The following is a 22,744-nucleotide window of genomic DNA, read 5'->3' on the forward strand; positions in this document are numbered from 1 at the left end:
GAGGTCTGTCCGCGCTTGCAGATTGTTTTTTTTAATTGACCTTATTTAATTTTTTATCTCTTAATAATACCCTCCAATTTTCGGGAGGACCACGATCGTTAAATAGTAGTATGGTATGTAGTTTTCCTTTTTTACAAACGGGACAACGACGGTGTAAAACAGGTTCGACTGTTTTAATACTCACTATCTTTTTACAAGCCAGTTCGGCTTGTAGTCTCGGTAATCTCTTTTTTCCAGCTGCTGCTTAAAATACCGTAATGCCGTATGCGTGTAAAGCCTTGGGTAAAATATGCAAAGCAAAGCGTCTAACAAATTCTTCACTGGACAAAGTCAACTTTATCTTTTTAGCTTGGTGCCGGTAATCTTTCGCGGTAAAAGTCACCGTTTTATTTTCACGATCTACAGCAATAATACGATGGTTACTTATTGCAATTTTATGCGTGTATCTGCCTAGATATTCAATAACATATTTTGGACTTCTAAAAGATTGTTTCGCATAGATCACCCATTTTTTACTGTACACTGTATTATAAACTTTCTTTGGGATTTTTACTTCACTTTTCCTAAGTTCAGAGATAAATTTAGCCTTAAACACCTTGCTCATAGATTTTACATTGAATAGATATTTACCTTTATTTTTTGCACTTTTCCATGTCCCTGATTTACGCCATCCACCGCCAGGAACAATACAATGCAAGTGCGGATGTAGGCTCATGTTTTGTCCCCAGGTATGAAGTATAGCAATCATACCCAGTTTAGCGCCCAAGTGTTTGGGGTTGTCTCCAAACTGTTGCAGGGTTTGCCATGCGGTTCTAAATAAACTGCTATAAATTACTTTACCATGACTCAGAGCGTAGGTATTAAACTCACTTGGAAGCGTAAAAACGATATGAAAATAAGGCACATTTAATAGTTCGCCTTCTCTGGCTTTTATCCACTGTTCACGTTTGTGTCCCTGGCATGTTGGGCAATGTCTATTTCTGCAACTGTTATAACTAATGTGTAAGGCTTGGCAACAATCGCATTTATCAATATGGCCACCCATAGCTTTGGTGCGACACCTTCTTATGGCTTGTAACCCACGGTAATGCCAAGAGGTCAGACTCAATGTTTTGAGCTGTAGCTGTTCCATTTCTAAAATGTCAGCTACTTTATGTTTACAAAACATTAATCGTAAAGTTTATCCAAGGGAGAAAATTTGGAACCACTAGGCAAATTGGCAACATGAAGATACGTGAGTGTCATCTCGATATGTGCATGTCCAAGAAGTTCCTTTAAACTGACGATATCAACACCATACTCTAATAAATGTGTAGCAAACGTGTGCCGTAAAGTATGGGCAGTTATCTGTTTAGAACTCCCTATTTTACTTCTGTTTTCTTTAATAATCCAGCGTATACCGTTGGTGGTTAATCCGAGTGATTCTCCAGATTTAGAGACTTGGCTATTAAAAAGATGTCCCTGAGGGTTTTCTGTTGTGATGTATTTTTTAATCCCCTAATCAGAAGCGGACTCAAAGGCACATAGCGATCTATTTTCCTTTTTTCTTAGGAATAAACACGGTTTTACGCTCAAAATCGAGATCAGATAATTTAACAGCGCAGAGTTCGTAGCTACGCAGTCCACAACCGTAAAGCATACCTATTATCAAACGATGCTTAAGATATTTAGGCGCTTTTAAAAGGCGCTTAACTTCCTCTTTATTTAGAACACATGGTAGTTTAATATCTCTTTTAATTTGAGGAAGCAGCACACGTTTGGCTTCCATGCCCATCACTTTGTAGGCTGCTCTGAGTCCGAAAATGGTGTGTTTAAAGAAACTCTCGGAAGGTGTTTTGTGAAGTTTTTGGCAGTGGTAAAGATAGTTCTGAACGTGTTCTACCGATAGTTTTTCAGGACTTCGGTTGTAATGCAAAGCTAAGTGTGCCAAGCACCGGAGATAGTTGTTTAAAGTGCTTTTGGCTTTGCCATTAATAGAGAAACTCTGTTCGAGTTTGGTTTGAAGATGACTGAAATCCTTTACATCTGAAAAGGCGCGTTCAGCAATGGTTTTACTTTTTTTTAAACATAATAATAGATTTAAAATTTACCCATAAGTTAATAAATCTATTACTTTTACAAAAGAATAACTTATTCTGAATCAGTCAGGAGGGCTTCCGACCGATAGGGAGGATTCGTTCAACACCGTGTATAATTAATTGCTTGGGCAAGTGCTTATCTGGAAAATTCCTTCGGAATTTTCTCGCGTTAGTTTTTGTTTACTAAATTAGTTGCTTAACCACGCAACTAACCAAGAACTGTGTTAATAAACAAGTATTTATTAGTTTAATTTCACTAAAACACTTCTATAATTCTTATCATATATCAACCCTGATTTTGCCAAGGCAAATGCCTGTTTTAAAAGCTTATTACAGACAGCTATTAATGCCACTTTTTTACTTTTCCCTTTTGCTACAATTCTATCGAATATTTCTTTACACGCTTTATTATATTTCTTAGCGGATAGACTACACATAAATAAGGTTTTCCTCAATCGTCTATTTCCCATTTTACTTATCCTTGATCTAGATCTTATACTACTTCCTGATTGTCTAATCATAGGTGTTAAACCCGCAAAAGAACAAAGCTCTGAGGATTTATTAAAACGTTCAAATCCTCCGGTTAAAACGATCAATAACACACTTGACTTTCTCCCTATTCCAGGAATACTCTCAACCCTAGTAAGTAAATCTTGATTATCTAGTTTTACTAGCTCTAGTAATGAGTCTTCGAGCTTATCTATTTCATTTTTCAAGTGTTTTAAACTTCTTTTTAAGGACCGTATCACTTTTGAACATGGAGATCCCATTGACTCCTCTGTTTGTAACTTATTTTTAAGTGCTGTTGTTTGTTTAGTATACAAGTTGGTTAGGCTTATTATTTGATAACAAGCTATTTGAGTTTCACTTTGGCCTTTCCATAAACGAAGTTCAACCCCAGAGTTTACAGCATACTCATAAATCATTTGAGAGTCTCTTTTGTCTGTTTTTATTTTTGTTAATCGCATTTGTATAAAGCGTTTTATGGACAAAGGATTCTCTACACTTACAGCTATTCCTTTTTCTTCTAAATAATAGCACAAACGTAAATGATAAACTCCCGTAGATTCCATTACACAATGAGAAAACTCATTAGTTAAACGCAATAACTTTTTAAAGCCTGATAAGTCATTCTTAAATTGATGATGATTACCATCTGCTCCACTAACATCAAAGACATCCTTACTGATATCTATTCCGAAATAATTTGTATTTTTAATCATGTATATGAAATTTACGAAAGAAGTAGTCTACTAGCTTTTCTGCATCTTAAAAACGAGATCTAAAGTCTCACAGAACTGTTCGAAATAATAGTAGAAAAGAGAGGGGATTGTCATGAAAAACGAGATCGCAGTCTCAATACACAAAATAACCTTAATCCTCTCTTTTTATTCTTTCTGATTTGACACTTAATTTATAACTTATATTTGATAAGGCTAACTTAAGATACACAATCACGTTGCCATTCATTGGCGAAACGAACTAAAACTAAAAAAACAAATGAATAAAATAAAACTGACTTCAATTTTTTTGCTATTATTCTCTTTAGAATGTTTTAGCCAACAAACCGGGAATAATGGAATAACACAAACTGCTGTTAAAAACGGAATTGGAATTGGAAGCGCAATTGCTATTGTGGTTTCTTGGGACAGAAATAAATCAATTCTTTATGCATTATTACACGGAATTTTGGGCTGGCTTTATGTTATCTATTTTGTAATAGTCCGTGAAAGTGAGGAAAAGAATAAATAATCAAAAACCTAATTGAATGCTGAATTTAGCAAGTTTCGGAATTGCGCACTCAATCGGAATTGAAAAATATTGCGGAGTAAAACGCTGACTGAATTTACTCAATCGCTGAAAAGTGGAAAACGGAATTTAATCGGATAATTTGAACTCTGAAAAAACAACGAAATGGCAATCGAGTGGATGGCTCCGCCATCAAATGACGGAGTGCACCCCTCACACCACCGTACGTACGGGTCTCGTATACGGCGGTTCGTAAATCATCACACCAAAGCTCTTTTCACCCTTGGCACTATCTTCTAGTTTAAGCATAGGCTACCACTAGGGCTCCTATGCGAATTTTGAAGAGAATTACGTTCAGTCCTTCCCTACTTGTGAGTCCATCGGAGGTATTGCCTCTGCTCGTTTCCTGTAAGTACTATGACCTCTGCTGACTTCTCCAAATAACCAACTCGTAGTTTTGGAGACCTCCCCAGGTAATGACATCTTCTTTCCCTCAATTCCTGCCGTATCTACATACTTACCCTTTTGTTAATCTTGGGGCGTTACAATGATGTGGTTGCTTACCCGAGTAAATATGCCTCTGTATACGATTTCTGTTCGTCAGTACCGAGTTTTGTAGTTCCGCTTCCTTCAGATAAAACCTCACGATTTTCACCCTTGCGACTTACTAATGCTTCAGAACGTTACTCCTGCGCATAAGGGACTTGCACCCTATAGATTAATTATTTACCTTTCGGTAAATCAAAAGATGCCCATGCTGGGCACACACACCGTATAAAAATAATTGCGGTTTAGTGCTTAATCAAAGGGCGTTGCGTGTTTGTAACGTCTGATTTTCCTTCGGAAAATCCTCGCATACAAACCCGCAACTATTCTTATACATCAACGTTGTACATAATTATGACCCGTCCTGAAATAAGGCTACATAATTTTAAACATTATGTACAAAAATGACAAAGTAATTAGAAGGTATTCAGAACCTTTCAAACTGAAAATTTTAGCCGAACTTACAACAGGAAAATACACCAAGAGTGATCTATGTAAACTCTACTCAATCGCTCCTACAACGGTTAATGAGTGGATTAAAAAGTACGAACGTAAAGACTTAATGAACACCAGAGTAAAAGTGGAAACAAAAGACGAAATTACAAGAATCAAAACGTTGCAAAAAGAAGTAGAACAGCTTAAAAAACTACTTCTTAAAAAGGATCTCGATGCTATGGTAGAAGAATCTTACCTGGAAGTAGCGGCTGAAAAATTAGGATACAAAAATGTCCAACAACTCAAAAAAAAACTCAATATCTAGCCTTAATAAAAGCAAAAGATAAAGCTAAGGGATTTGCTTCTTTATCAACTATATCCAGTTGTTTTGGACTAAAACGAGATGCCTATTATAAGTTTAAAAACAGAGCTGATAAACGTTTAAAACGAGAACAACAGATTATTAATATAGTCAAGAAAAGACGCAAATCGCTTCCTAGAGAAGGTGTTCGTAAACTTATAAAATCATTAAATGATGAGTTTACAAAGATTAACCTAAGAGTCGGTAGAGATACGCTATTCAAGGTGTTAAGGTCTCAAAATATGCTCACTTTAAGAAAGAAATATAGTTCTAGAACAACCAACTCGCATCATCGTTTTTATAAATATAACAACATCATAAAAGATCTAGAAATCACAAAACCTAATCAGGTCTGGGCATCAGATATTACATATATCAGAACCGTAAAAGGCTTTTGCTATCTAGCTCTCATTACGGATATGTATTCTAGAAAAATAGTGGGTTACGATCTAAGTGATAGTCTAGAATTAAAAGGATGCGTGAGAGCTCTTAATAAGGCTATTTATAAAGCTAAAAACGTGACTGGACTAATACATCACTCTGATAGAGGAATACAATACTGTAGTAATGTGTATACACAAATATTAAAGAGAAAAAAGATAGATATTAGCATGACTCAAGAAAATCATTGTTACGAAAATGCTATGGCCGAACGTGTAAATGGCATATTAAAAGATGAGTTTTACCTAGACCAGACCTTTACTGACGTGCAACACGCTAAAAGAGCTACAAAAAATGCAATTAATCTATACAACGAAATAAGATTACATTTATCTTTAGATTATAAAACACCTAATATGATATATCAATTATCAGCCTAAATTCAATTTTAACCTGTAGCCATATTTCAGGACTAGACATTTGACGAAACCAATAAAAATAGAACTGAATTTAAGAAATCCGAAAAATGGATGGCTACCGATTGAATTAAAATCCGCGGAATTTGAATTGGAATTTAATGCGTCAAATATTCCTGAAAATCCGACTGACAAACTTTGCGAATCTTTGCTTTTAGCAATCAACGGAATTGAAACGGAAATATGCTGGAATTTGGAACCTGAATGTTATTTCTTTGAACTAAAACAAAGCGGAAAAGAAATTGAGCTGAATATTTCAAAAAGTGGAGGAATAACAAAAAATCGTAATCTGATTTATAAACTGACTGGAGATTTTGAGTCTGTGATTTTACCAATGTATCGGAGTTTGAAAAAGTTCAATACGTTGGAATTTGACAAAGCTGATTGGAAAAAAATTGACCAATTAAAACTGAATAAATTAACAGAATTAGTAAAACAAAGAAAAACTACTTACAACACTATGTTTAAATAAATTATGAGAAAAACCTATAATATTATAGAAAAGACGATAAGCATAGTTTTAATTGTATCTGGAATATTTATTTTATGGCTCTCATTGGATTTATTACTTGACAAATTGGATATTGTTGTAAGAAGTAATGACAATTCATATTCTGGTTTATCTCACTACTATTATGGGTATTTTAGAGATTTTCATCTCGTCGTGATTTTCGCATTACTATCTATAATTTCTGGAATATTACTTTTAAAGAGTAAAAAAAATGGTTGGCTTTTATCAGCAATTGTGTTCATTGGATTCCCAATCAGTATTCTATTGCGTAACTGGTTAAATCCTGAAAGTGATTTTCATAATCCAGGTAACTCAACAGTAATTGCTATTGGAACAACAATTCTGTTATTATTAGTTGGTGTATTACATTTTGCTAAACCATTCAAAAAAAAGTACAATGTCAATTCAAAAGATATACTATTTATACTTTTGGGATTAGGAATAATAATTGTTGATATATATGTTTTTAAAAAATAAAAAACTACTTACAATCGAGTGGATGGCTCCGCCATCAAATGACGGAGTGCACCCCTCACACCACCGTACGTACGGGTCTCGTATACGGCGGTTCGTAAATCATCACACCAAAGCTCTTTTCACCCTTGGCACTATCTTCTAGTTTAAGCATAGGCTACCACTAGGGCTCCTATGCGAATTTTGAAGAGAATTACGTTCAGTCCTTCCCTACTTGTGAGTCCATCGGAGGTATTGCCTCTGCTCGTTTCCTGTAAGTACTATGACCTCTGCTGACTTCTCCAAATAACCAACTCGTAGTTTTGGAGACCTCCCCAGGTAATGCCATCTTCTTTCCCTCAATTCCTGCCGTATCTACATACTTACCCTTTTGTTAATCTTGGGGCGTTACAATGATGTGGTTGCTTACCCGAGTAAATATGCCTCTGTATACGATTTCTGTTCGTCAGTACCGAGTTTTGTAGTTCCGCTTCCTTCAGATAAAACCTCACGGTTTTCACCCTTGCGACTTACTAATGCTTCAGAACGTTACTCCTGCGCATAAGGGACTTGCACCCTATAGATTAATTATTTACCTTTCGGTAAATCAAAAGATGCCCATGCTGGGCACACACACCGTGTATAATTAATTGCTGGGTTCTTCCCTACTTGCGAATATTCCTGCGGAATATTCACGGGTTCGTAAAAGTTTGCTAACTTAGTTGCTGAACCACGCAACTAACCATACACAATCACGTTAGCTGTAATTTAAAAGGATACTATTACAAATGATTAAGAAAGCGATAAAAACAGGTATTTTGTCTTTTGGGATGTCGGGAAAAGTATTTCATTCCCCTTTTCTAAACGAACATAAAAATTTCGAATTACATGCAGTTGTAGAGAGGACTGAAAAGAAGGCACATCTTATTTATCCTAATATAAAGAGTTACAATTCGATTGGGGAGCTTTTAGCAGATCCGGATATTGAACTAGTAATAGTTAATACTCCCAATGCCACTCATTTTGATTTTGCATTAAAAGCAATTAAAGCGGAAAAGCACGTCTTAATGGAAAAACCTTTCACAGTAAACTCTTCAGAAGCAAGACAACTATTTAAAGAAGCTAAGAAATTTAATTGTTGTATTCTTCCCTATCAAAACAGACGTTACGATAGTGACTTTCTTTCTGTTAAAAGTGTACTGGACTCTGGAAAATTAGGAAAATTAGTGGAGTTTCATCTTCGGTATGATAGATATAAATATACTATTGGAACTAAAGCTTCGAAGGAAACACCCGTTCCTGGCAGTGGTTTAGCCTACGATTTAGGCCCACACTTGTTAGATGCAGTAATTTCTGTTTTTGGAAAACCACTAGAATGGAGAAAAAACCTGGGTCATTTTCGTCCAAAGACTCAGGTAGATGATTATGCTCACTTTCATTTGTTGTACCCCGAAGGGCTTCAGGTATTTATTACAATGAGCATGTTAGTTGCCGAATCACAACCAGCATTTATTCTTCACGGCACAAAAGGCTCTTATGTCAAACAACGTGCGGATGTTCAAGAACAACAACTATTGGAAGGCACAACTCCTTCGAGTTCTCTATACGGCATAGAAGAGCCAAGTAAACATGGTGTTTTTACTTCATTATCTAATGATGGATTAAAAATCCATGAAAAAATAATATCTCCAAAATCTTCCTACATGCGTGTATTTGATGATGTTTATAACACAATTAGAGAAGAAAAACCCTATACAGTAACAGAAAAAGAAATCATACAACAATTAGAAATTTTAGAAGGATAAAAAAACAGCTAGTCGAGTAGGAAGAGGGGAATTTCACCCCTAAACCTCTCACAGAACCGTACGTGAACCTCTCGATTCATACGGCTCTTGTTATACTGTCGATAAAGTCTAAATAAATTTAGACCAGTTTGTATATCAATTCCCAATGGTAAAACAGGTTTGGATATGGCTTTGCAATAGACCTTAGCCATTTTACAGCTTTGATCTTGCTTCCTTTGAAGCTTTTATACTTGTTCAATATCCATCTAATTATACGATTGTGCAGGTAATAGAATACTGGTTGCAAACTCCTACGACTTATCTTTCCGTAATACTAGATCCAATCACGAATTTTTGGGTTCAGAAGATTTGCTAAATCCTGTATCCCGCGTTGAGTTTTGTTATGGAAAGCAAGTTTTCGGAGTTCTCCCGTGTTTCGAACTTTAGACTTTCTGCCCATTTTACAATCAAACTGAAGGAAACTTCCTCCCCTTTTCAATCTGAACCGCATTGGCTGAAAACTGAAACCTAGGAAATCAAACTTTGTAGGGTAGCCTTTGAGTTCTCTGCCATCTTTCTTTCAGTACACTATTTTGGACTTTTCAGGGTGTGCGGTCAGGCCGCATTCTGTTAGAAGTTTTTTATAGCTGTAAGAGTATGGACAGCTTCCTCATGACTCCTACAATGTACAATCAGGTCATCTTGTATACTTCACTTAATTAGGACACCTTAAAATTCGACAAATTATTATTAAGATCAGATTTTATTAATATACAATGATAAGTTAATTCCTATTTTACCTATAATTGCGTCTAAACACAGAGTGAGATCATTATCTTTAACCCACGTTTATTTTGCTTAACATATAGATCAGAAGCTATAAGTTTACTAGGATAATAGTTAACTTATTTAATTTTCGATTAAATAAACAGTGGACCTGAATTTAAGGGTTGTATTTGTAATGCCGTCTAGTCGCTTCACGAAAAAATCAGGTATTGGCAAATAAGTACAAAAGAAATTGGAAGCCTTAACGTTATTTTCAAGGCTTTATAAGGATGCCCTTTTTCCGAAATGAAGCTTTTCTCGCAATCTAATGGAAATGGGAGTTTATCTACTACAACATAAACGATTAGTTACTAACAGCATTTTTAAGCAGATACTCTGTTACAGTTACCCAATCCGGAAACTTATCTGTTCCAAAATGAATATGTTCTCCTGTAAATTTATTTACACCGTTTTTTAATCTATCATCAATCAAATAATCTCCGACATTCAGATTTTTATGATGAGATAGAATCAACCTTTTATAAGCAACTTTTCCAAGATATTTTTTTACCCAGTTTAATTTGTCTGGACCCGCTGTTTCATTTTCCCATGGTGAAGTCGATAATAAGTAGGTGTCATAATGTTTGGCTAACTCTTCGTAAGATTTTATAGCATCTTTCATTGGCTCCATAAGACTAAAAATACCTGGAACTTCATCTAAACGACCTTCATATTCGTTTAATTGACTTTCATCAAGTTTATCTATTCCAGATTTAAAATCAACCAAAACATTATCCATATCTACATATAATACTTTTTTCATTACTTCTTTATTTTATTTAAATAATGATTTCGGCACTTTATAACTTGCGGCATACATTAAGTTTTTTTCTTTTGCTCTAAATTCACTAAATGCTTTTTTATACCATTTTGGGTCGTTTCCAGCAGTATTATACTCTTCGTAAGTTGTAACATCATAATACGCTCCATCTAGCCAAGGTTCAATTCCAAATATAGAAATGTTATTTTCTTCTACCCTATCCAGTAAAATTTCAAAATCGGATTCAGAAAAATAATATATGTACTCCACATCAAAGCCGTTATTTAAATTTTTAAGTCCTACATATATATTATTTACTAAATATTCCTGTTCCAATAGCGCCTCTTCATCGCTATAATTTTTTGCTTCGGATTCCATGTTTTATTATTTAGAATTGTTTTTAAAGAATGACGAAATATTCATTTGATTCTTCAACTTAGTTTCATTGCTAAACTCCTTAGTTGTTCTAAGAACATGATTCAAAATTAAATTTTCGATATAAACCTCTGATGAATTATCCATAGGTAAACCGCTAGAATTAAGATTAGACATGCCTAATTTTTCTCTTTTAAAATTTATTTTAGCAGTATATTCCTCAGACATTGGACTAACGCCATTGCTTCTATCTGCAGCATCTAATCTACTATCGTACATATAATCGAATTCTTCCGAAAAAATTTCGGCATGTAATTCTATTTTCAATCTATTTATTTAAAAGCCTTATTTTGAAGATCTTCTATTTTTTTTCTCCTCATGTTGTTTTATTATTTTTTTCTTTTTGAGAGCAATAGACTGATCGACATCTAACTCGTTTTTTATTAAATTCATTAAGTCTTCATATAATTCATGAAATTTATCTTGATCACCATCCTCTTGATCCCATGAAAATAAATTATCCCAATTTGAGTCCCAATTAGGTAATATTTTGCGTTTTGAGAGATTCATTTTTATCTTCCCTTTATTATCACCCCCTGTACCTGTATTAAAGCAATAATGAATAAAACTATAATACGTGTCACTTAACCCCTCTGAGTCCTTAAATATGTATAAATATATATTAAATGATTTATCTAATTTTCTTTTTTTTTGAATGATATCAATTGGAGTCAGCTCCTTCCAATTCCCAAAACAACGATAATAACAATACAAGTCATTTAAATCAGGTACAACGAGATCATAAAACTCTAGTCTTTTTTCAATTATTCGTTGACTTGTCCATTTTTTCTTTTCTATTTTAGATAATCTAAAAGCAATTATACCTCCAATTACGGGAGTTGCAATTAAGATTAAGGTCTTGGCAATATCTAGACTATTCCAAGCGTAATCTGTACTGTATTCCATGTTTGTGTTTTTGCAGACTTTCCCCTAATGATAGGCTTCCCTTTTTTAGGACACTTTAAAATTCGACAAATAATTATTATTTAGCCAAGTTTTGATTAATAAACTATAATAAATTAATTCCTATTTTACCAATAATTGCATCTTAATACAGATTGAGATCAAAAATGATGTACTAAAATCTTTACCAACGCATATTTATTTTCTAAAAAACAGATCAGGAGTAAATGGATTTTATACAGAAACTTGTATCCCAGATTCAAGTAAATAATAGGCCAATTGATAGTGGTAGTATCCCGTAGCTTCCATAACACAATGATTATCTAGACCTAAGAGTTTAATAAACTTTTTAAAGCCTAATATCGAGTTTTTAAATTGGTAATAATTACCATCTGAATCTGTAACATCAAAAACCAAATGGCTAATGTCTATTCCAAAATATTTAATATCTTTATTCATAAGAAAATGATTTTTGAAAGGACGACTACTCGAGTTTCAACGACTTAAAATCGAGGTCTAAAAGCCTCATAGAACTGTACGAAATCTGTGTAGAAAAAGAGAAGGGATTTTCAATGTTGACGAGATCTGTAGTCTCTCCGTATATAATAACCTTATTCCTCTCTTTTGTTCCTTCTAATTTATAGGTCTTAATTTAGTGTTTTTATTAAAATGCTAACTTAAGCCGTGTATAATTAATTGCTTGGTCATCGCTTATCTGAAAAATCCTATCGGATTTCCCAGCGTAGTTTTGTGCTTTTAATGGTTTGTGCCGAGACACACAACGGCTCATACACATCAACGTTGCACCTAATTTCTCACTCAACAACTCAGTAATTGGCGTATTTGCCAATTCATATTAGATTTCCTATATTTGTTTCATAACTTTTAAAGTGACGAGCAACACGTAAAACACGGCAATTTAATTATGATAAGAGTAACATTTGTAGACGACAATTCTATTGAGGTCGTTGCCTCAAACGGAGAAAAATTCATTTGGAAAACATTTTTCCCAACTTCTAAACAACGCCAAAAATACTATACTGAAAAGTTACAATATTATTATGAAAAATATATCAAAGAAAATATTGGACATAATACTGGAATGGGAATGGCATATTGGGTTTGGATAAGAATGAATTATGACGAAGGTTTAGGAATCTATGGTGGCAAGGGAGATCGAGATGATCAAAAAATTTTTCAAAAAGAACAAAGGGTAAGAATTGGAGAAAAAATACGTGAATTAAGAAAAGAAAAAAATATTGAAGCAAAGAAACTTGCTCAAATAGCTAATATTGATGCCGCAAACCTTAGTCGAATAGAACAAGGGCGCTATTCTGTTGGTCTAGATGTACTATCGAATATCGCACTAGCACTTGGTGCAAAAATAGAATTGAATATCGTTGAACATAAAAAATCTTAAATTATGGTCAATATAGATTCCTTTAACAAACAATGTCAATGCATTTATAAAAGTGAAAAATATTTAGTCAGAGACAATGGTTCCATTTTCAGATATAGTAAACCAAACAAAAGAAAAAGACCATTAGATGAAACATGGACTTTCGGTAAACCATGGAAACATAAAGGTTACATGAACTTCTCATCAGAAACAGTTCATAGAATTGTGGCAACTGCTTTTCATGGAAACCAACCTTCTGAAAAGCATATTGTCGACCATATTGACACTAACAAAAAAAATAATAGACCTGAAAATTTAAGATGGATTACTAGATTGGAAAACATTTTACTTAATCCGATAACTTTATCAAGAATAATTTTCAAGTACGGAAGTGTTGACAATTTCCTTGCAAATCCATCCAAACCAATTGACGGAGAACTTGAACAAAATTTTGAATGGATGAGAACGGTTACAAAAGAAGAATCGGACAACACCAGAAAGAATTTAGAAAATTGGGCTAAAGAGGGTAAAATCCCAAAAGGAGGTCAATTAGGAGAATGGATATTTAGGCAAGGTATTTATCAAGAACCATCTACTCCAACAATCAATTACATAGTATCTAAAACTCCTAATGCAGCACAACGGATAATTTTCTATAATGATAAACCAAACGAATTCCCTTGTACTCCAGAAGTTATTGATGCTAATCCCTTAAAAACATACTATGAGAATTTAAAAGAAGGTGAGATTTTTTTTCGAAACCACAATGGTGAATATGTAGTTGTGAACAGTGGATTTTCTAAAGACAGTCAATCTATTTATATATTAACAAGGGCTGATTATGTTTATAGAGAGAATAAGGATGGAGAACACAATGCTGTTCCAATTTCCAAACTTCAAGAAAAAGTATCTATTAAGGATTTACCTCATGCACTTACTGAAGTAACTTATGAAGATAATTTATTTGTTCATTCAAAAGTAGAAACAGGTTTCCATCCAAGGGAAGAGCTAGAACAAATATTTTATGATTATACACAAAGCAAATAATTAAAATATGATTGATGGCTAGAATAATATAAAAACTAGGTACAACAAAGTACTGTGGTAAAAAACAAGTAAAAACGCATTAACTTTTCACTTAAGTGGCAGTATCTCATAAACTGTGTAAGTTTTAAAATCTCAGGTTAAAAATTAATCAACTCAAATTATCTGTTCATATTGGTCTTGTCAATCTTCTCCTTACGATAAACTATCACAGCTAATAAAATTTAATATGATTTAAGCTCATTCGACCTCAAATCATATAAAAAAGAGAAATACCCTACAAATTTGATTAAAAAGTGTTAAAAAGTGACCAATTCGGTTACCTATAAATATAAGCAAGCTTTTATACCCTGTAAACACTCAATTTCTCGTTTTTAGGTCGTTCTCTCCGACTCCACAAAAAAAGCCCTAAAACGAATTATTTGTTTTAGAGCTTTTTGTTTTTAATAATTTAGAAGAAAAAAAACTATAAATTATTTTTTCCAGAAACCTTCAATCTCTTCAAGAGATTTTCCTTTTGTTTCGGGGATAAATTTATATGTTATGAATACAATTATTAAAATAAATGCTATAAATATATAATAGGGCAAAGAACCATTCCAAGGTGCGCTATTATTAGTTTCACTTCCCATAACTACAGGAAACGATTGTGAAACAACGTAATTTGCTGCCCATTGTGCAGCTACAGCTACAGACATGGCAACACTTCTTATTTTATTGGGGAACATTTCGGCTAATAAAACCCACACAACTGGCCCCATAGACAATGCAAAAGAAGCTATAAATACTAACACGCCTATTAAAGATAACACGCCAACATTTTGTTGTTGTAATGTAATTCCTAAAAGAAGGAAACCAACAATCATCCCAACAGAACCTATGTAAAGTAATGGTTTTCTACCAAATTTATCTACAGTAAACATAGCCACAAAAGTGAATACTAAATTTACAAAGGCTAATAATATTTGTTGTAAAAGCACATCTTCTTTTCCAAATCCAAGTGCTTTTTCAAAAATATCTGCACCATAATATAACACGGCATTAATTCCTGTAAACTGTTGCAATACCGAAAGAATGGTACCAATTGCAATAATTCCGAGTATGGCTTTAGAGAAATAACTCACCTTAACCCCGTTGTTAACTTCATTTAAAGAGGCCTTAATGTTAATCATTTCTTTTGAAGCGACTTCATATCCATTAATTTTTTGTAACACCTCTAAAGCGTCTTTATCTTTTCCTTTTAAAGCTAACCATCTCGGACTTTTAGGCACAATAAATAAGAGTACTAAGAATAAAATACTTGGAATTAATTCTGACCAAAACATACGGCGCCATCCAAATTCTATATTCTCTGCAACGCTTAAATCACTACCAATAAAATAAGTTGCTAAAAACACAACAAAGAAACCAATAACAATGGCTAATTGATAATATGTAACCATACGCCCACGAATATTTGAGGGTGCAATTTCGGCGATATACATAGGTGCATTCATAGATGCAACACCAATCCCTAAACCTCCAATAATTCTAAAAACAACTAACATACTTACCGTTTGCGGAAACAATTCTGGCAAACCTGATCCATAAGCAGAAAGTGTGAAAAATATAGCCGATATAATTAAAGATTTTTTCCTACCAATTTTAATACTTAAAGGTCCTGCAATAATGGCTCCTACAAAACACCCTAATAGAGCGCTTCCTACAACCCATCCTTTTAACATGTCGCTTAAATGAAAATACTCAGTAAGATAAAATTGCGCGCCGTTAATAACTCCAGTATCATAACCAAAGAGCAAGCCTCCTAAAGCGGAAACTGCTGCGATTAATAACAAGAAAAGACTTTTTTTCATTTTTTTTTAGTTTTAGTTTATTTGTCTGTTTGAATAAAAATTAAAAGCAACATCTAAAATTATCCCGTTTTTATAATGTTTTAGAGTGCCTAAAATTATGAGGTTTAATATAATTTATTCTGCAAAAATAATCTCACTTTTTTCAGAAATTCCGTTTTCACTATATGCTTCAATCGTGAAATAATATGGCGTATCTCGATCTAAACATCTCATAAAATGTTTATTTGTATCGTAAACTTGCCATGACTGGTATAATTTATCTTTTGCGATTCCCCAACGGATATTATACCCTTGAGCGCCTTTAACAGGATTCCACGAAAATAATACATCTCTGCGATCTTCTTCTCTTTTTACTTTAAATCCTGTAACCTTCTCTGGTTTATCTTCAAATCCTAATCCAAAAACTCTAAACTCAGACATTGCAAAGTTTGCTCCAGGTACTTTTATATTGTTATAACGTACATATTTTGCTTTTATGGCTTCATCTAATACAATGTAAGCGTTTGGTGTATCTTTTCCGCTTTTACTTCTATCTACAACTGTTTTCCAGTTAACGCCATCTTCAGAAGTTTCAATAGTAAATTGATGTTTTAATCCTTCGGTACGTGTATAAATCCCTGATTCATAGTCGTGAAAATTTAATTGAAAGGCATTGATGTTTCCTGGCTTCAGCATTTCAATAGTTACCCATTGTTTATCATCATTAGCATCTGCAACCCAAAATGTTTTAGGATTCTCATCTGTTAATACTTTAGATATTATTTGACCTTCATTTTTTTTTTCTAAAGGTAATTTTGTGACTTCTACAGCATCATCATCAGACGTAAATTTCTTTACCTGCATTAACGAAGAAGAGACTGTAACATCGCCTTTATACGACAATAACATCCAACCATTATGTTGCCCTGCCTTTGTAGGATGATTGGCTCCAAAACGCGGATAATCTCCATAAGCGGTATTGGTGTACATTAATCCGTCGTCGTCAAAATAAGCAGGAAACATACATAAACGACGTTCCCATTGCGAATTAGAAGCAAGCGCCATCGTGGCAAAGTGCCAATATTGCCCATTGGTTTGCTTCACCGTTATTCCGTGTCCTGCACCATTTGTAAATCCGCCTGGCTTGAAACTCATCGGATTGTTTTTCATATATTTAAAAGGACCTAATGGCGTGTCTCCAATATAAACACCATCTGCATACACATTAAATTGCGTCCCTGGCGCGGCATATTGTAAATAATATTTTCCGTTGTGCTTTGTCATAGAAGCGCCTTCCATATAGCCTTCTTTTAAAGTTGGGTGAAAGTTATTTTCGCCAAAACGTTCCCATCCGTGTTTTTCTTCGTCGAGATTAAACAATTCTTTACGCACACCTATTTCTAAAAAACGATCGTCTTTATTCAGCATTTTTACATGAAGCGGATTCACATTAGAAGAGCCCCAATACAAATAGGTTTTTCCATCATCATCTATAAATAATTCTGAATCTTGAATATCTGTAGATATCGATGCTGTCGGTTCCCATTTTCCACTTTTTGGATCGTCGGTGTAAAGAATACTTCCGTAACCAGCAGGATTACCTGCAAAATATACTAACGAATCTTTGTAATTAAAAGCTGTTGGTGCATTACTACCTTCAAAAAACCATTGTTGTGGTTTAATAAAATTCCAATTAACCAAGTCTGTAGAATGCCAATAGCCAAAAGAACGAGTAACGAACATATAATACTCGCCTTTAAATTCTATAACTGCAGGATCCGCACCAGAACGGTACGATTTATTCTGGCTTGAATTATAAACCATATAGGTATAATCGATATCCAGAGGATTAATATACGTATCAGACCTTTTTTTTATTTCTGCTTTTTCTTTTGAATTAGAAGGCTGTTCTGCATTCTCATTCTTTTCTTTATTACAAGAAAAAAGAAATACTATAGTGAATAAAAAAAGTAAATTTCTCATGATATATAATTTAGTATCTTTTTCGATTAACGAATTACAAGACATGCCTTATTAAAGATCTTTAAGTATTAGTTTTTTAATTAATGTTCACTTTAGAAAACTCCACTCCAAATTGCGAACATAAAATGGTATTGTAATCTAACAAGTAAAAGCCACACAAAATAATAAGAATAGAAATTGTAACTTAAAAAATATGTGTGGCATAAAATTATTATTTGTTAATTATGATGTTTTTTATTTAATCAAATCAAAGGCTTTCATCATTTTGGTATCTGAATTTGTTCCTACAAATACTTCAAATTCGCCTGGTTCTGCAACAAAATCTAAATTAGAATTATAAAATTTTAAATCTTCAACAGAAATTTTGAATGTTATGGTTTGTGTTTCACCTTTCTTAATTAGTACTTTTTGAAAGCCTTTTAGTTCTTTTACAGGTCTCGTTACAGATCCTACAAGATCTCTTATATACAACTGAACAACTTCTTTTCCGTCGTAATCACCAGAATTAGTAACATCTACAGAAACATTAATTTCGCCAGCCATATTCATGGTAGATTTATCTAAATCTAGGTTACTATAATCGAATGTGGTGTAACTTAAACCATATCCAAAAGGATATAGAGGTTCATTACGAACATCGATATAATTACTTTTAAATTTTTCGAATTTCCCTTCTGAATTTCCAAGTGGTCTTCCTGTATTTTTATGATTGTAAAACAATGGCACCTGACCTACATTACGTGGAAACGTAGCCGTTAATTTACCAGAAGGATTTACATCTCCAAACAACACATCTGAAATTGCTAAACCAGCTTCACTACCCGGAAACCAGGCATTAAGTATTGCCGGTACATTTTCGTTTTCTTCAACTAAAACCAAAGGTCTTCCTGTAAACAACACTAAAACAACAGGCTTTCCTGTTTTTAATAACGCGTTTAATAAATCTTTTTGAACTTGTGGTATTTCTAAATCTGTTCTACTACTACATTCTCCACTTAACTCTGCAGACTCTCCAATAGTAGCGACAATAACATCTGATTTTGAAGCAACCTGAAGCGCCTCGTCTAACAACTGCTTATCTGTACGTCCGTCTCTTGGGATATCTTTACCAAACATTGTTCCGCGTTGCTCTAGGCCTAAATCGTAAGAGATATTACTTCCCTTAGCGTATAACATCTTTGCTTTATCTCCTATAACTTCTTTTAAACCATCGAAAACAGAATTAGAATTTTCCTGATCTGTAGCGACACTCCAAGTTCCAGCCATATTATTAGTTGCTTTTGCTAGCGGACCAATTAAAGCAATAGTTCCCGATTTTTTAAGCGGAAGTAATTGATTTTCGTTTTTAAGTAACACCATAGATTCTGCAGAAACCTTACGTGCAAATGCTTTATTTTCTGGTGTGAATATTTCTGTTTTAGCACGATTAACATCGCAATATTTATAAGGATCGTCAAACAATCCTAGTTGATATTTTGCAGTTAATATACGTTTTACAGCAGTATCAATATCATCCATAGAAACCTTACCATTTTCGTAAGACTCTTTTAATGTTTTTACAAAAGCGGCTGGAATTGAAGGCGAATCTCCAGCCATATCCATATCTACACCTGCTTTTAAAGCTTGCTCTGAAACTGCATATTTATCGCCTACACCGTGCGCTATCATTTCATAAATTGCAGTATAATCTGTTACTACAAATCCATTAAAACCCCAATCGTCTCTTAACAAATCTGTAAGCAACCACTTATTTCCTGTTGCAGGAATACCATCTACTTCATTAAAAGAAGCCATTACAGATCCTACTCCAGCATCTATAGCGGCTTTATAAGGCGCTAAGTATTCATTATACATTCTAATGCGGCTCATATCTACCGTGTTGTAATCTCGACCCGCTTCTACAGCGCCATAAAGTGCAAAGTGTTTTACACAAGACATCAATGTATTGTTTGCAGATAAATCGTCTGACTGATATCCGGTTACCATGGCTCTAGCAATAGCACTTCCTAAAAAAGGATCTTCTCCATTACCTTCAGAAACGCGCCCCCAACGCGGGTCTCTAGAAATATCTACCATTGGCGAGAACGTCCAGTTAATACCATCTGCACTCGCTTCTACAGCTGCTACTCGCGCTGTTTTTTCAATCATGTCCATATCCCAAGAACTAGATAGTCCTAAAGGAATTGGGAATGTTGTTTTGTATCCATGAATCACGTCCATTCCAAAAATTAATGGAATACCTAATCTACTTTGTTCTACAGCAATTTTCTGAACTTCATAAATTTTTTCTGCTGTTTTAATATTGAATAAACCTCCAACTTTACCTGCTTTAATACGTTCTCCAACATCAGAACCTTTTGCGGCTCCGGTTGTAATATCTCCAGAAGTTGGTAAATTAAGTTGCCCTATTTTCTCGTCTAAAGTCATCAATTTTAAAATTGAATCTACTTTGGACGCGAATGGATTTTCTGTAGCCGCTGTTGTTTTAGAACTCGCATCTACATTACTTTTAGAATTACAGCTAAAACATGTTATTGCTATAACTAGAATGCTTGTTATTTTTAAAATAAATTGTTTTGTCATTATATTTTATTTTGATTTAGAGAAAAGCCATGTTAACAATTCAGGTTCTGCTAAAGCAGGATCCCAACTATTATGGTTTGCAAAGTCGTATAATGTAAATCTTGGAAATCCGCCATTATTAAGAATTTTAGAGACCATATTTATAGATAAGTTTGGATCTACTACATCGTCTTTTGCTCCATGAAAAACCCATAACGGAATAGTTTTAGCGTATGCCAATGCAGATTCCGGATTTGCACCACCACAAATAGGAATAGCAGCTGCGAATAGCTCTGGTTTTCTATAGATAATTTCGAATGTTCCCATACCTCCCATAGACAAGCCCATAACATAAACTTGATTGGTTTTTACAAATGGTTTTTCAACCAGTTCATCCATTAAATCCATGACTAAAGCCATTGGTTTAGTAGGAGCTTCTTTGTATTTATAATTAAATGTAATGGGTCTAGTAGAGCGGTCTGCATCTACTTTTGCCCAATACTCGTTTTTAGGACACTGCGGGAAAATAACTATTGCAGGAAATGAATCTCTAGTGGTTTCATTTAAAAACAAATCACCTCCATTTACTAGCTGTGTTTTATTATCGTTACCACGTTCTCCCGCTCCATGAAGAAATAAAACCAATGGATATGTTTTATCTTCAGAAAAATTTTTAGGGAATAACACTCTATATTTAAGCGTATCTGTATTTACAATATGTGTTTTATTTAGAAACAAATCTTCAGACTTTTTTAATTGCTGTGCGCGCATTAAAAAAGGTGTTACAAACACAAGATATAGTACTATTACGAAAGACTTCATCTTTTAAATTATTTCAAAATTATTAATAACTAAATCCAAGGGCATCTAACCCATTTTGTACATCGCTATTCTCCATAAATAATTGCCACAATAAACCTGATCTATAATTTTCTATCATTACAGGAATTGGACCTTGATCTATGGCTAAATATCTTTTTGTGTACCAATTATCTTCAAAACTAAAAGCATCATACGGGCCGTATTTTCCAACAAGACTATCGTGATTTTTATAAATATTTTCTAAAACATTCATACTCTCTGTTGGAGTGTATGGAAAAGACGATAATGCTGCGGTTGGAGAAATAACACCTATATCGTTTCCGGGTCTATGAGCATAATAACCATTTATAGAATAGCTTGACGTTAATCCCCAAAGGCTATCTCCATACCCTTTAAAATTAAGCGGATTATCTACTGCATATTTATAATGAATTATAGCTTGGTTTTGTGTTAGTGTCCAATAATTTGCATATTGATCTGATAAGTTTCGAGGATCTAAACCTAAGTAAGAATAGTGTGCCCAAAATAATGGTCCAACGAGATCCTTATCATTATAAAAATAGTTTAAAACTAAATTTTCATCATAATAAGTTTTACTAGAAACAATACCTCCATTTCTTGCCCAACCTTGTTCGTAAACAGATTTACTTATTGGATGCGTGGGTGATGCTGCTGCAAGCACATACATAATTAGGCATTCATTATAGCCTTGAACAGGCATATTCATATCCCAACCATAATCTGGCGACCAATGCCAATACAAAACATCTTCTCCGTCTTTAGTATACCAGTCCCACTCTACAGCTCTCCAAAGTGCATCGATTTTAGAAACCAATTCTTTTTCTTCTTCTGTATCGCCATCAAAATATTCGGAAACTGTTAATAAGCCTTGAATAAGAAAGGCTGTTTCTACAAGATCTCCTCCATTATCTTTTTCACTAAAAGGATATACTTTCCCCGTTTCTCCATTAATCCAGTGTGGCCAAGCGCCATGAAAACGATCTGCTTTATCTAAAAATTCTACTATTCTTCCAAATCTTAAAAGAGCAACTTCTTTAGATATAAAACCTCTTTCAACACCTACTAAAATAGCCATTAATCCGAATCCGCTTCCACCGGTAGTTACAGTATTTATTGGCGATTCTAGATACACATTATCCATATGAATTCTCTCGCGTGCTAAACCAGAATTAGGTTCTGCACCATCCCAAAAATAATTTATGGTTTGTTCTTGAATACGATCTAAAAGGGCATCGCTAGAAGGAACATCTTCTACAACGGTGTCTTCTGTAGTTTGTAGATTTTCTTCTTTTTGATTGTTACAACCAAATAGAACTAACGAGAAAATACTTATTATAAAAAAATTTCGAGCACATAGTATCGTCATAAATAATAAATTAAATTT

General features: G+C 33.9%; 21 protein-coding genes and 1 pseudogene. 8 read left to right on the forward strand and 14 right to left on the reverse strand.

All coding sequences use genetic code 11. The annotated features are described in order from the left end of the window. Positions 1 to 31: 31 nt before the first annotated feature. The 4 genes and pseudogenes from GQR95_RS01625 to GQR95_RS01635 all read right to left on the reverse strand — a co-directional run bounded on the left by GQR95_RS01625 (position 32) and on the right by GQR95_RS01635 (position 3,301). A pseudogene (locus GQR95_RS01625) lies at positions 32 to 1,168 on the reverse strand (IS91 family transposase). Beyond that, the gene (locus tag GQR95_RS16935) at positions 1,168 to 1,494 is read right to left on the reverse strand and encodes a tyrosine-type recombinase/integrase (RefSeq protein ID WP_370514543.1); all 327 of its coding nucleotides are present in this window, start codon (positions 1,492 to 1,494) and stop codon (positions 1,168 to 1,170) included. The pseudogene GQR95_RS01625 and the gene GQR95_RS16935 overlap by 1 nt, the downstream one beginning before the upstream one ends. Before the next feature lie 37 nt (positions 1,495 to 1,531). After that, entirely contained in the window at positions 1,532 to 2,086 is a 555-nt protein-coding gene (locus GQR95_RS16940) for a tyrosine-type recombinase/integrase (protein WP_370514544.1), read from the reverse strand. Between the two features lie 234 nt (positions 2,087 to 2,320). After that, positions 2,321 to 3,301, reverse strand: coding sequence for an IS110 family transposase (locus GQR95_RS01635; protein WP_159021500.1), 981 nt, complete (start codon positions 3,299 to 3,301; stop codon positions 2,321 to 2,323). Between the two features lie 277 nt (positions 3,302 to 3,578). Here GQR95_RS01635 and GQR95_RS01640 point away from each other — a divergent pair, with 277 nt between their 5' ends. From GQR95_RS01640 to GQR95_RS01665, 6 genes are all read left to right on the forward strand, one after another. Further along, positions 3,579 to 3,830: a hypothetical protein gene (locus tag GQR95_RS01640; protein ID WP_159021501.1), complete on the forward strand. Its 252-nt coding sequence runs from the start codon at positions 3,579 to 3,581 to the stop codon at positions 3,828 to 3,830. 937 nt (positions 3,831 to 4,767) lie between these two features. Then, on the forward strand, positions 4,768 to 5,133 hold the full coding sequence (locus tag GQR95_RS01645; protein WP_159021493.1) for a transposase: 366 nt from the start codon (positions 4,768 to 4,770) through the stop codon (positions 5,131 to 5,133). A 50-nt stretch (positions 5,134 to 5,183) separates the two neighbouring features. Beyond that, positions 5,184 to 5,990, forward strand: a complete 807-nt coding sequence (locus GQR95_RS01650; RefSeq protein WP_233266031.1) for an IS3 family transposase — start codon at positions 5,184 to 5,186, stop codon at positions 5,988 to 5,990. A gap of 40 nt (positions 5,991 to 6,030) precedes the next feature. Then, a complete protein-coding gene (locus tag GQR95_RS01655) occupies positions 6,031 to 6,498 on the forward strand; it encodes a hypothetical protein (protein ID WP_159021502.1) in 468 nt (155 codons plus the stop codon). A gap of 3 nt (positions 6,499 to 6,501) precedes the next feature. Next, positions 6,502 to 7,014: a hypothetical protein gene (locus GQR95_RS01660; RefSeq protein ID WP_159021503.1), complete on the forward strand. Its 513-nt coding sequence runs from the start codon at positions 6,502 to 6,504 to the stop codon at positions 7,012 to 7,014. Positions 7,015 to 7,778: 764 nt separating this feature from the next. Further along, positions 7,779 to 8,795 carry a Gfo/Idh/MocA family oxidoreductase gene (locus tag GQR95_RS01665; RefSeq protein WP_159021504.1) on the forward strand — a complete coding sequence of 339 codons (1,017 nt, stop codon included), beginning with the start codon at positions 7,779 to 7,781 and terminating at the stop codon, positions 8,793 to 8,795. Between the two features lie 1,108 nt (positions 8,796 to 9,903). Here the strand turns inward: GQR95_RS01665 and GQR95_RS01675 are convergent. From GQR95_RS01675 to GQR95_RS01695, 5 genes are all read right to left on the reverse strand, one after another. Next, a complete protein-coding gene (locus GQR95_RS01675) occupies positions 9,904 to 10,362 on the reverse strand; it encodes a hypothetical protein (RefSeq protein WP_159021505.1) in 459 nt (152 codons plus the stop codon). 12 nt (positions 10,363 to 10,374) lie between these two features. After that, entirely contained in the window at positions 10,375 to 10,737 is a 363-nt protein-coding gene (locus GQR95_RS01680; RefSeq protein ID WP_159021506.1) for a hypothetical protein, read from the reverse strand. 6 nt (positions 10,738 to 10,743) lie between these two features. Then, positions 10,744 to 11,061: a hypothetical protein gene (locus GQR95_RS01685; protein ID WP_159021507.1), complete on the reverse strand. Its 318-nt coding sequence runs from the start codon at positions 11,059 to 11,061 to the stop codon at positions 10,744 to 10,746. A gap of 18 nt (positions 11,062 to 11,079) precedes the next feature. After that, complete coding sequence (locus tag GQR95_RS01690) at positions 11,080 to 11,700, reverse strand: hypothetical protein (protein ID WP_159021508.1); 621 nt, start codon at positions 11,698 to 11,700, stop codon at positions 11,080 to 11,082. A gap of 231 nt (positions 11,701 to 11,931) precedes the next feature. After that, positions 11,932 to 12,156, reverse strand: coding sequence for a hypothetical protein (locus GQR95_RS01695; protein WP_233265980.1), 225 nt, complete (start codon positions 12,154 to 12,156; stop codon positions 11,932 to 11,934). A gap of 466 nt (positions 12,157 to 12,622) precedes the next feature. Here GQR95_RS01695 and GQR95_RS01700 point away from each other — a divergent pair, with 466 nt between their 5' ends. Together GQR95_RS01700 and GQR95_RS01705 are read left to right on the forward strand one after the other, a co-directional pair. Next, positions 12,623 to 13,117, forward strand: a complete 495-nt coding sequence (locus tag GQR95_RS01700) for a helix-turn-helix domain-containing protein (protein WP_159021509.1) — start codon at positions 12,623 to 12,625, stop codon at positions 13,115 to 13,117. A gap of 3 nt (positions 13,118 to 13,120) precedes the next feature. Next, positions 13,121 to 14,143: an HNH endonuclease signature motif containing protein gene (locus GQR95_RS01705; protein WP_199269630.1), complete on the forward strand. Its 1,023-nt coding sequence runs from the start codon at positions 13,121 to 13,123 to the stop codon at positions 14,141 to 14,143. 470 nt (positions 14,144 to 14,613) lie between these two features. Here GQR95_RS01705 and GQR95_RS01710 read toward each other — a convergent pair whose 3' ends face one another. The 5 genes from GQR95_RS01710 to GQR95_RS01730 form a co-directional block, all read right to left on the reverse strand. Next, positions 14,614 to 15,993 carry a sugar porter family MFS transporter gene (locus GQR95_RS01710; protein WP_159021510.1) on the reverse strand — a complete coding sequence of 460 codons (1,380 nt, stop codon included), beginning with the start codon at positions 15,991 to 15,993 and terminating at the stop codon, positions 14,614 to 14,616. 114 nt (positions 15,994 to 16,107) lie between these two features. Next, a complete protein-coding gene (locus tag GQR95_RS01715; protein ID WP_159021511.1) occupies positions 16,108 to 17,955 on the reverse strand; it encodes a family 43 glycosylhydrolase in 1,848 nt (615 codons plus the stop codon). Positions 17,956 to 18,189: 234 nt separating this feature from the next. Beyond that, positions 18,190 to 20,538: a beta-glucosidase BglX gene (gene bglX, locus GQR95_RS01720; RefSeq protein WP_159021512.1), complete on the reverse strand. Its 2,349-nt coding sequence runs from the start codon at positions 20,536 to 20,538 to the stop codon at positions 18,190 to 18,192. A 6-nt stretch (positions 20,539 to 20,544) separates the two neighbouring features. Further along, positions 20,545 to 21,339: a prolyl oligopeptidase family serine peptidase gene (locus GQR95_RS01725; protein ID WP_159021513.1), complete on the reverse strand. Its 795-nt coding sequence runs from the start codon at positions 21,337 to 21,339 to the stop codon at positions 20,545 to 20,547. 22 nt (positions 21,340 to 21,361) lie between these two features. Continuing rightward, entirely contained in the window at positions 21,362 to 22,726 is a 1,365-nt protein-coding gene (locus GQR95_RS01730) for a glucoamylase family protein (RefSeq protein WP_159021514.1), read from the reverse strand. Positions 22,727 to 22,744 lie beyond the last annotated feature (18 nt).

Source organism: Formosa sp. L2A11 (genome assembly GCF_009796865.1).
In the GTDB taxonomy this organism is placed as follows: domain Bacteria; phylum Bacteroidota; class Bacteroidia; order Flavobacteriales; family Flavobacteriaceae; genus Formosa.

Excerpts from the sequence above, each read along its gene's own strand:
- GQR95_RS01635 (WP_159021500.1), bottom strand. The coding sequence starts at position 3,301 with ATGATTAAAAATACAAATTATTTCGGAATAGATATCAGTAAGGATGTC.
- GQR95_RS01640 (WP_159021501.1), top strand. The coding sequence starts at position 3,579 with ATGAATAAAATAAAACTGACTTCAATTTTTTTGCTATTATTCTCTTTA.
- GQR95_RS01645 (WP_159021493.1), top strand. The coding sequence starts at position 4,768 with ATGTACAAAAATGACAAAGTAATTAGAAGGTATTCAGAACCTTTCAAA.
- GQR95_RS01660 (WP_159021503.1), top strand. The coding sequence starts at position 6,502 with ATGAGAAAAACCTATAATATTATAGAAAAGACGATAAGCATAGTTTTA.
- GQR95_RS01665 (WP_159021504.1), top strand. The coding sequence starts at position 7,779 with ATGATTAAGAAAGCGATAAAAACAGGTATTTTGTCTTTTGGGATGTCG.
- GQR95_RS01675 (WP_159021505.1), bottom strand. The coding sequence starts at position 10,362 with ATGAAAAAAGTATTATATGTAGATATGGATAATGTTTTGGTTGATTTT.
- GQR95_RS01680 (WP_159021506.1), bottom strand. The coding sequence starts at position 10,737 with ATGGAATCCGAAGCAAAAAATTATAGCGATGAAGAGGCGCTATTGGAA.
- GQR95_RS01690 (WP_159021508.1), bottom strand. The coding sequence starts at position 11,700 with ATGGAATACAGTACAGATTACGCTTGGAATAGTCTAGATATTGCCAAG.
- GQR95_RS01695 (WP_233265980.1), bottom strand. The coding sequence starts at position 12,156 with ATGAATAAAGATATTAAATATTTTGGAATAGACATTAGCCATTTGGTT.
- GQR95_RS01700 (WP_159021509.1), top strand. The coding sequence starts at position 12,623 with ATGATAAGAGTAACATTTGTAGACGACAATTCTATTGAGGTCGTTGCC.
- GQR95_RS01705 (WP_199269630.1), top strand. The coding sequence starts at position 13,121 with ATGGTCAATATAGATTCCTTTAACAAACAATGTCAATGCATTTATAAA.
- GQR95_RS01710 (WP_159021510.1), bottom strand. The coding sequence starts at position 15,993 with ATGAAAAAAAGTCTTTTCTTGTTATTAATCGCAGCAGTTTCCGCTTTA.
- GQR95_RS01715 (WP_159021511.1), bottom strand. The coding sequence starts at position 17,955 with ATGAGAAATTTACTTTTTTTATTCACTATAGTATTTCTTTTTTCTTGT.
- bglX (WP_159021512.1), bottom strand. The coding sequence starts at position 20,538 with ATGACAAAACAATTTATTTTAAAAATAACAAGCATTCTAGTTATAGCA.
- GQR95_RS01725 (WP_159021513.1), bottom strand. The coding sequence starts at position 21,339 with ATGAAGTCTTTCGTAATAGTACTATATCTTGTGTTTGTAACACCTTTT.
- GQR95_RS01730 (WP_159021514.1), bottom strand. The coding sequence starts at position 22,726 with ATGACGATACTATGTGCTCGAAATTTTTTTATAATAAGTATTTTCTCG.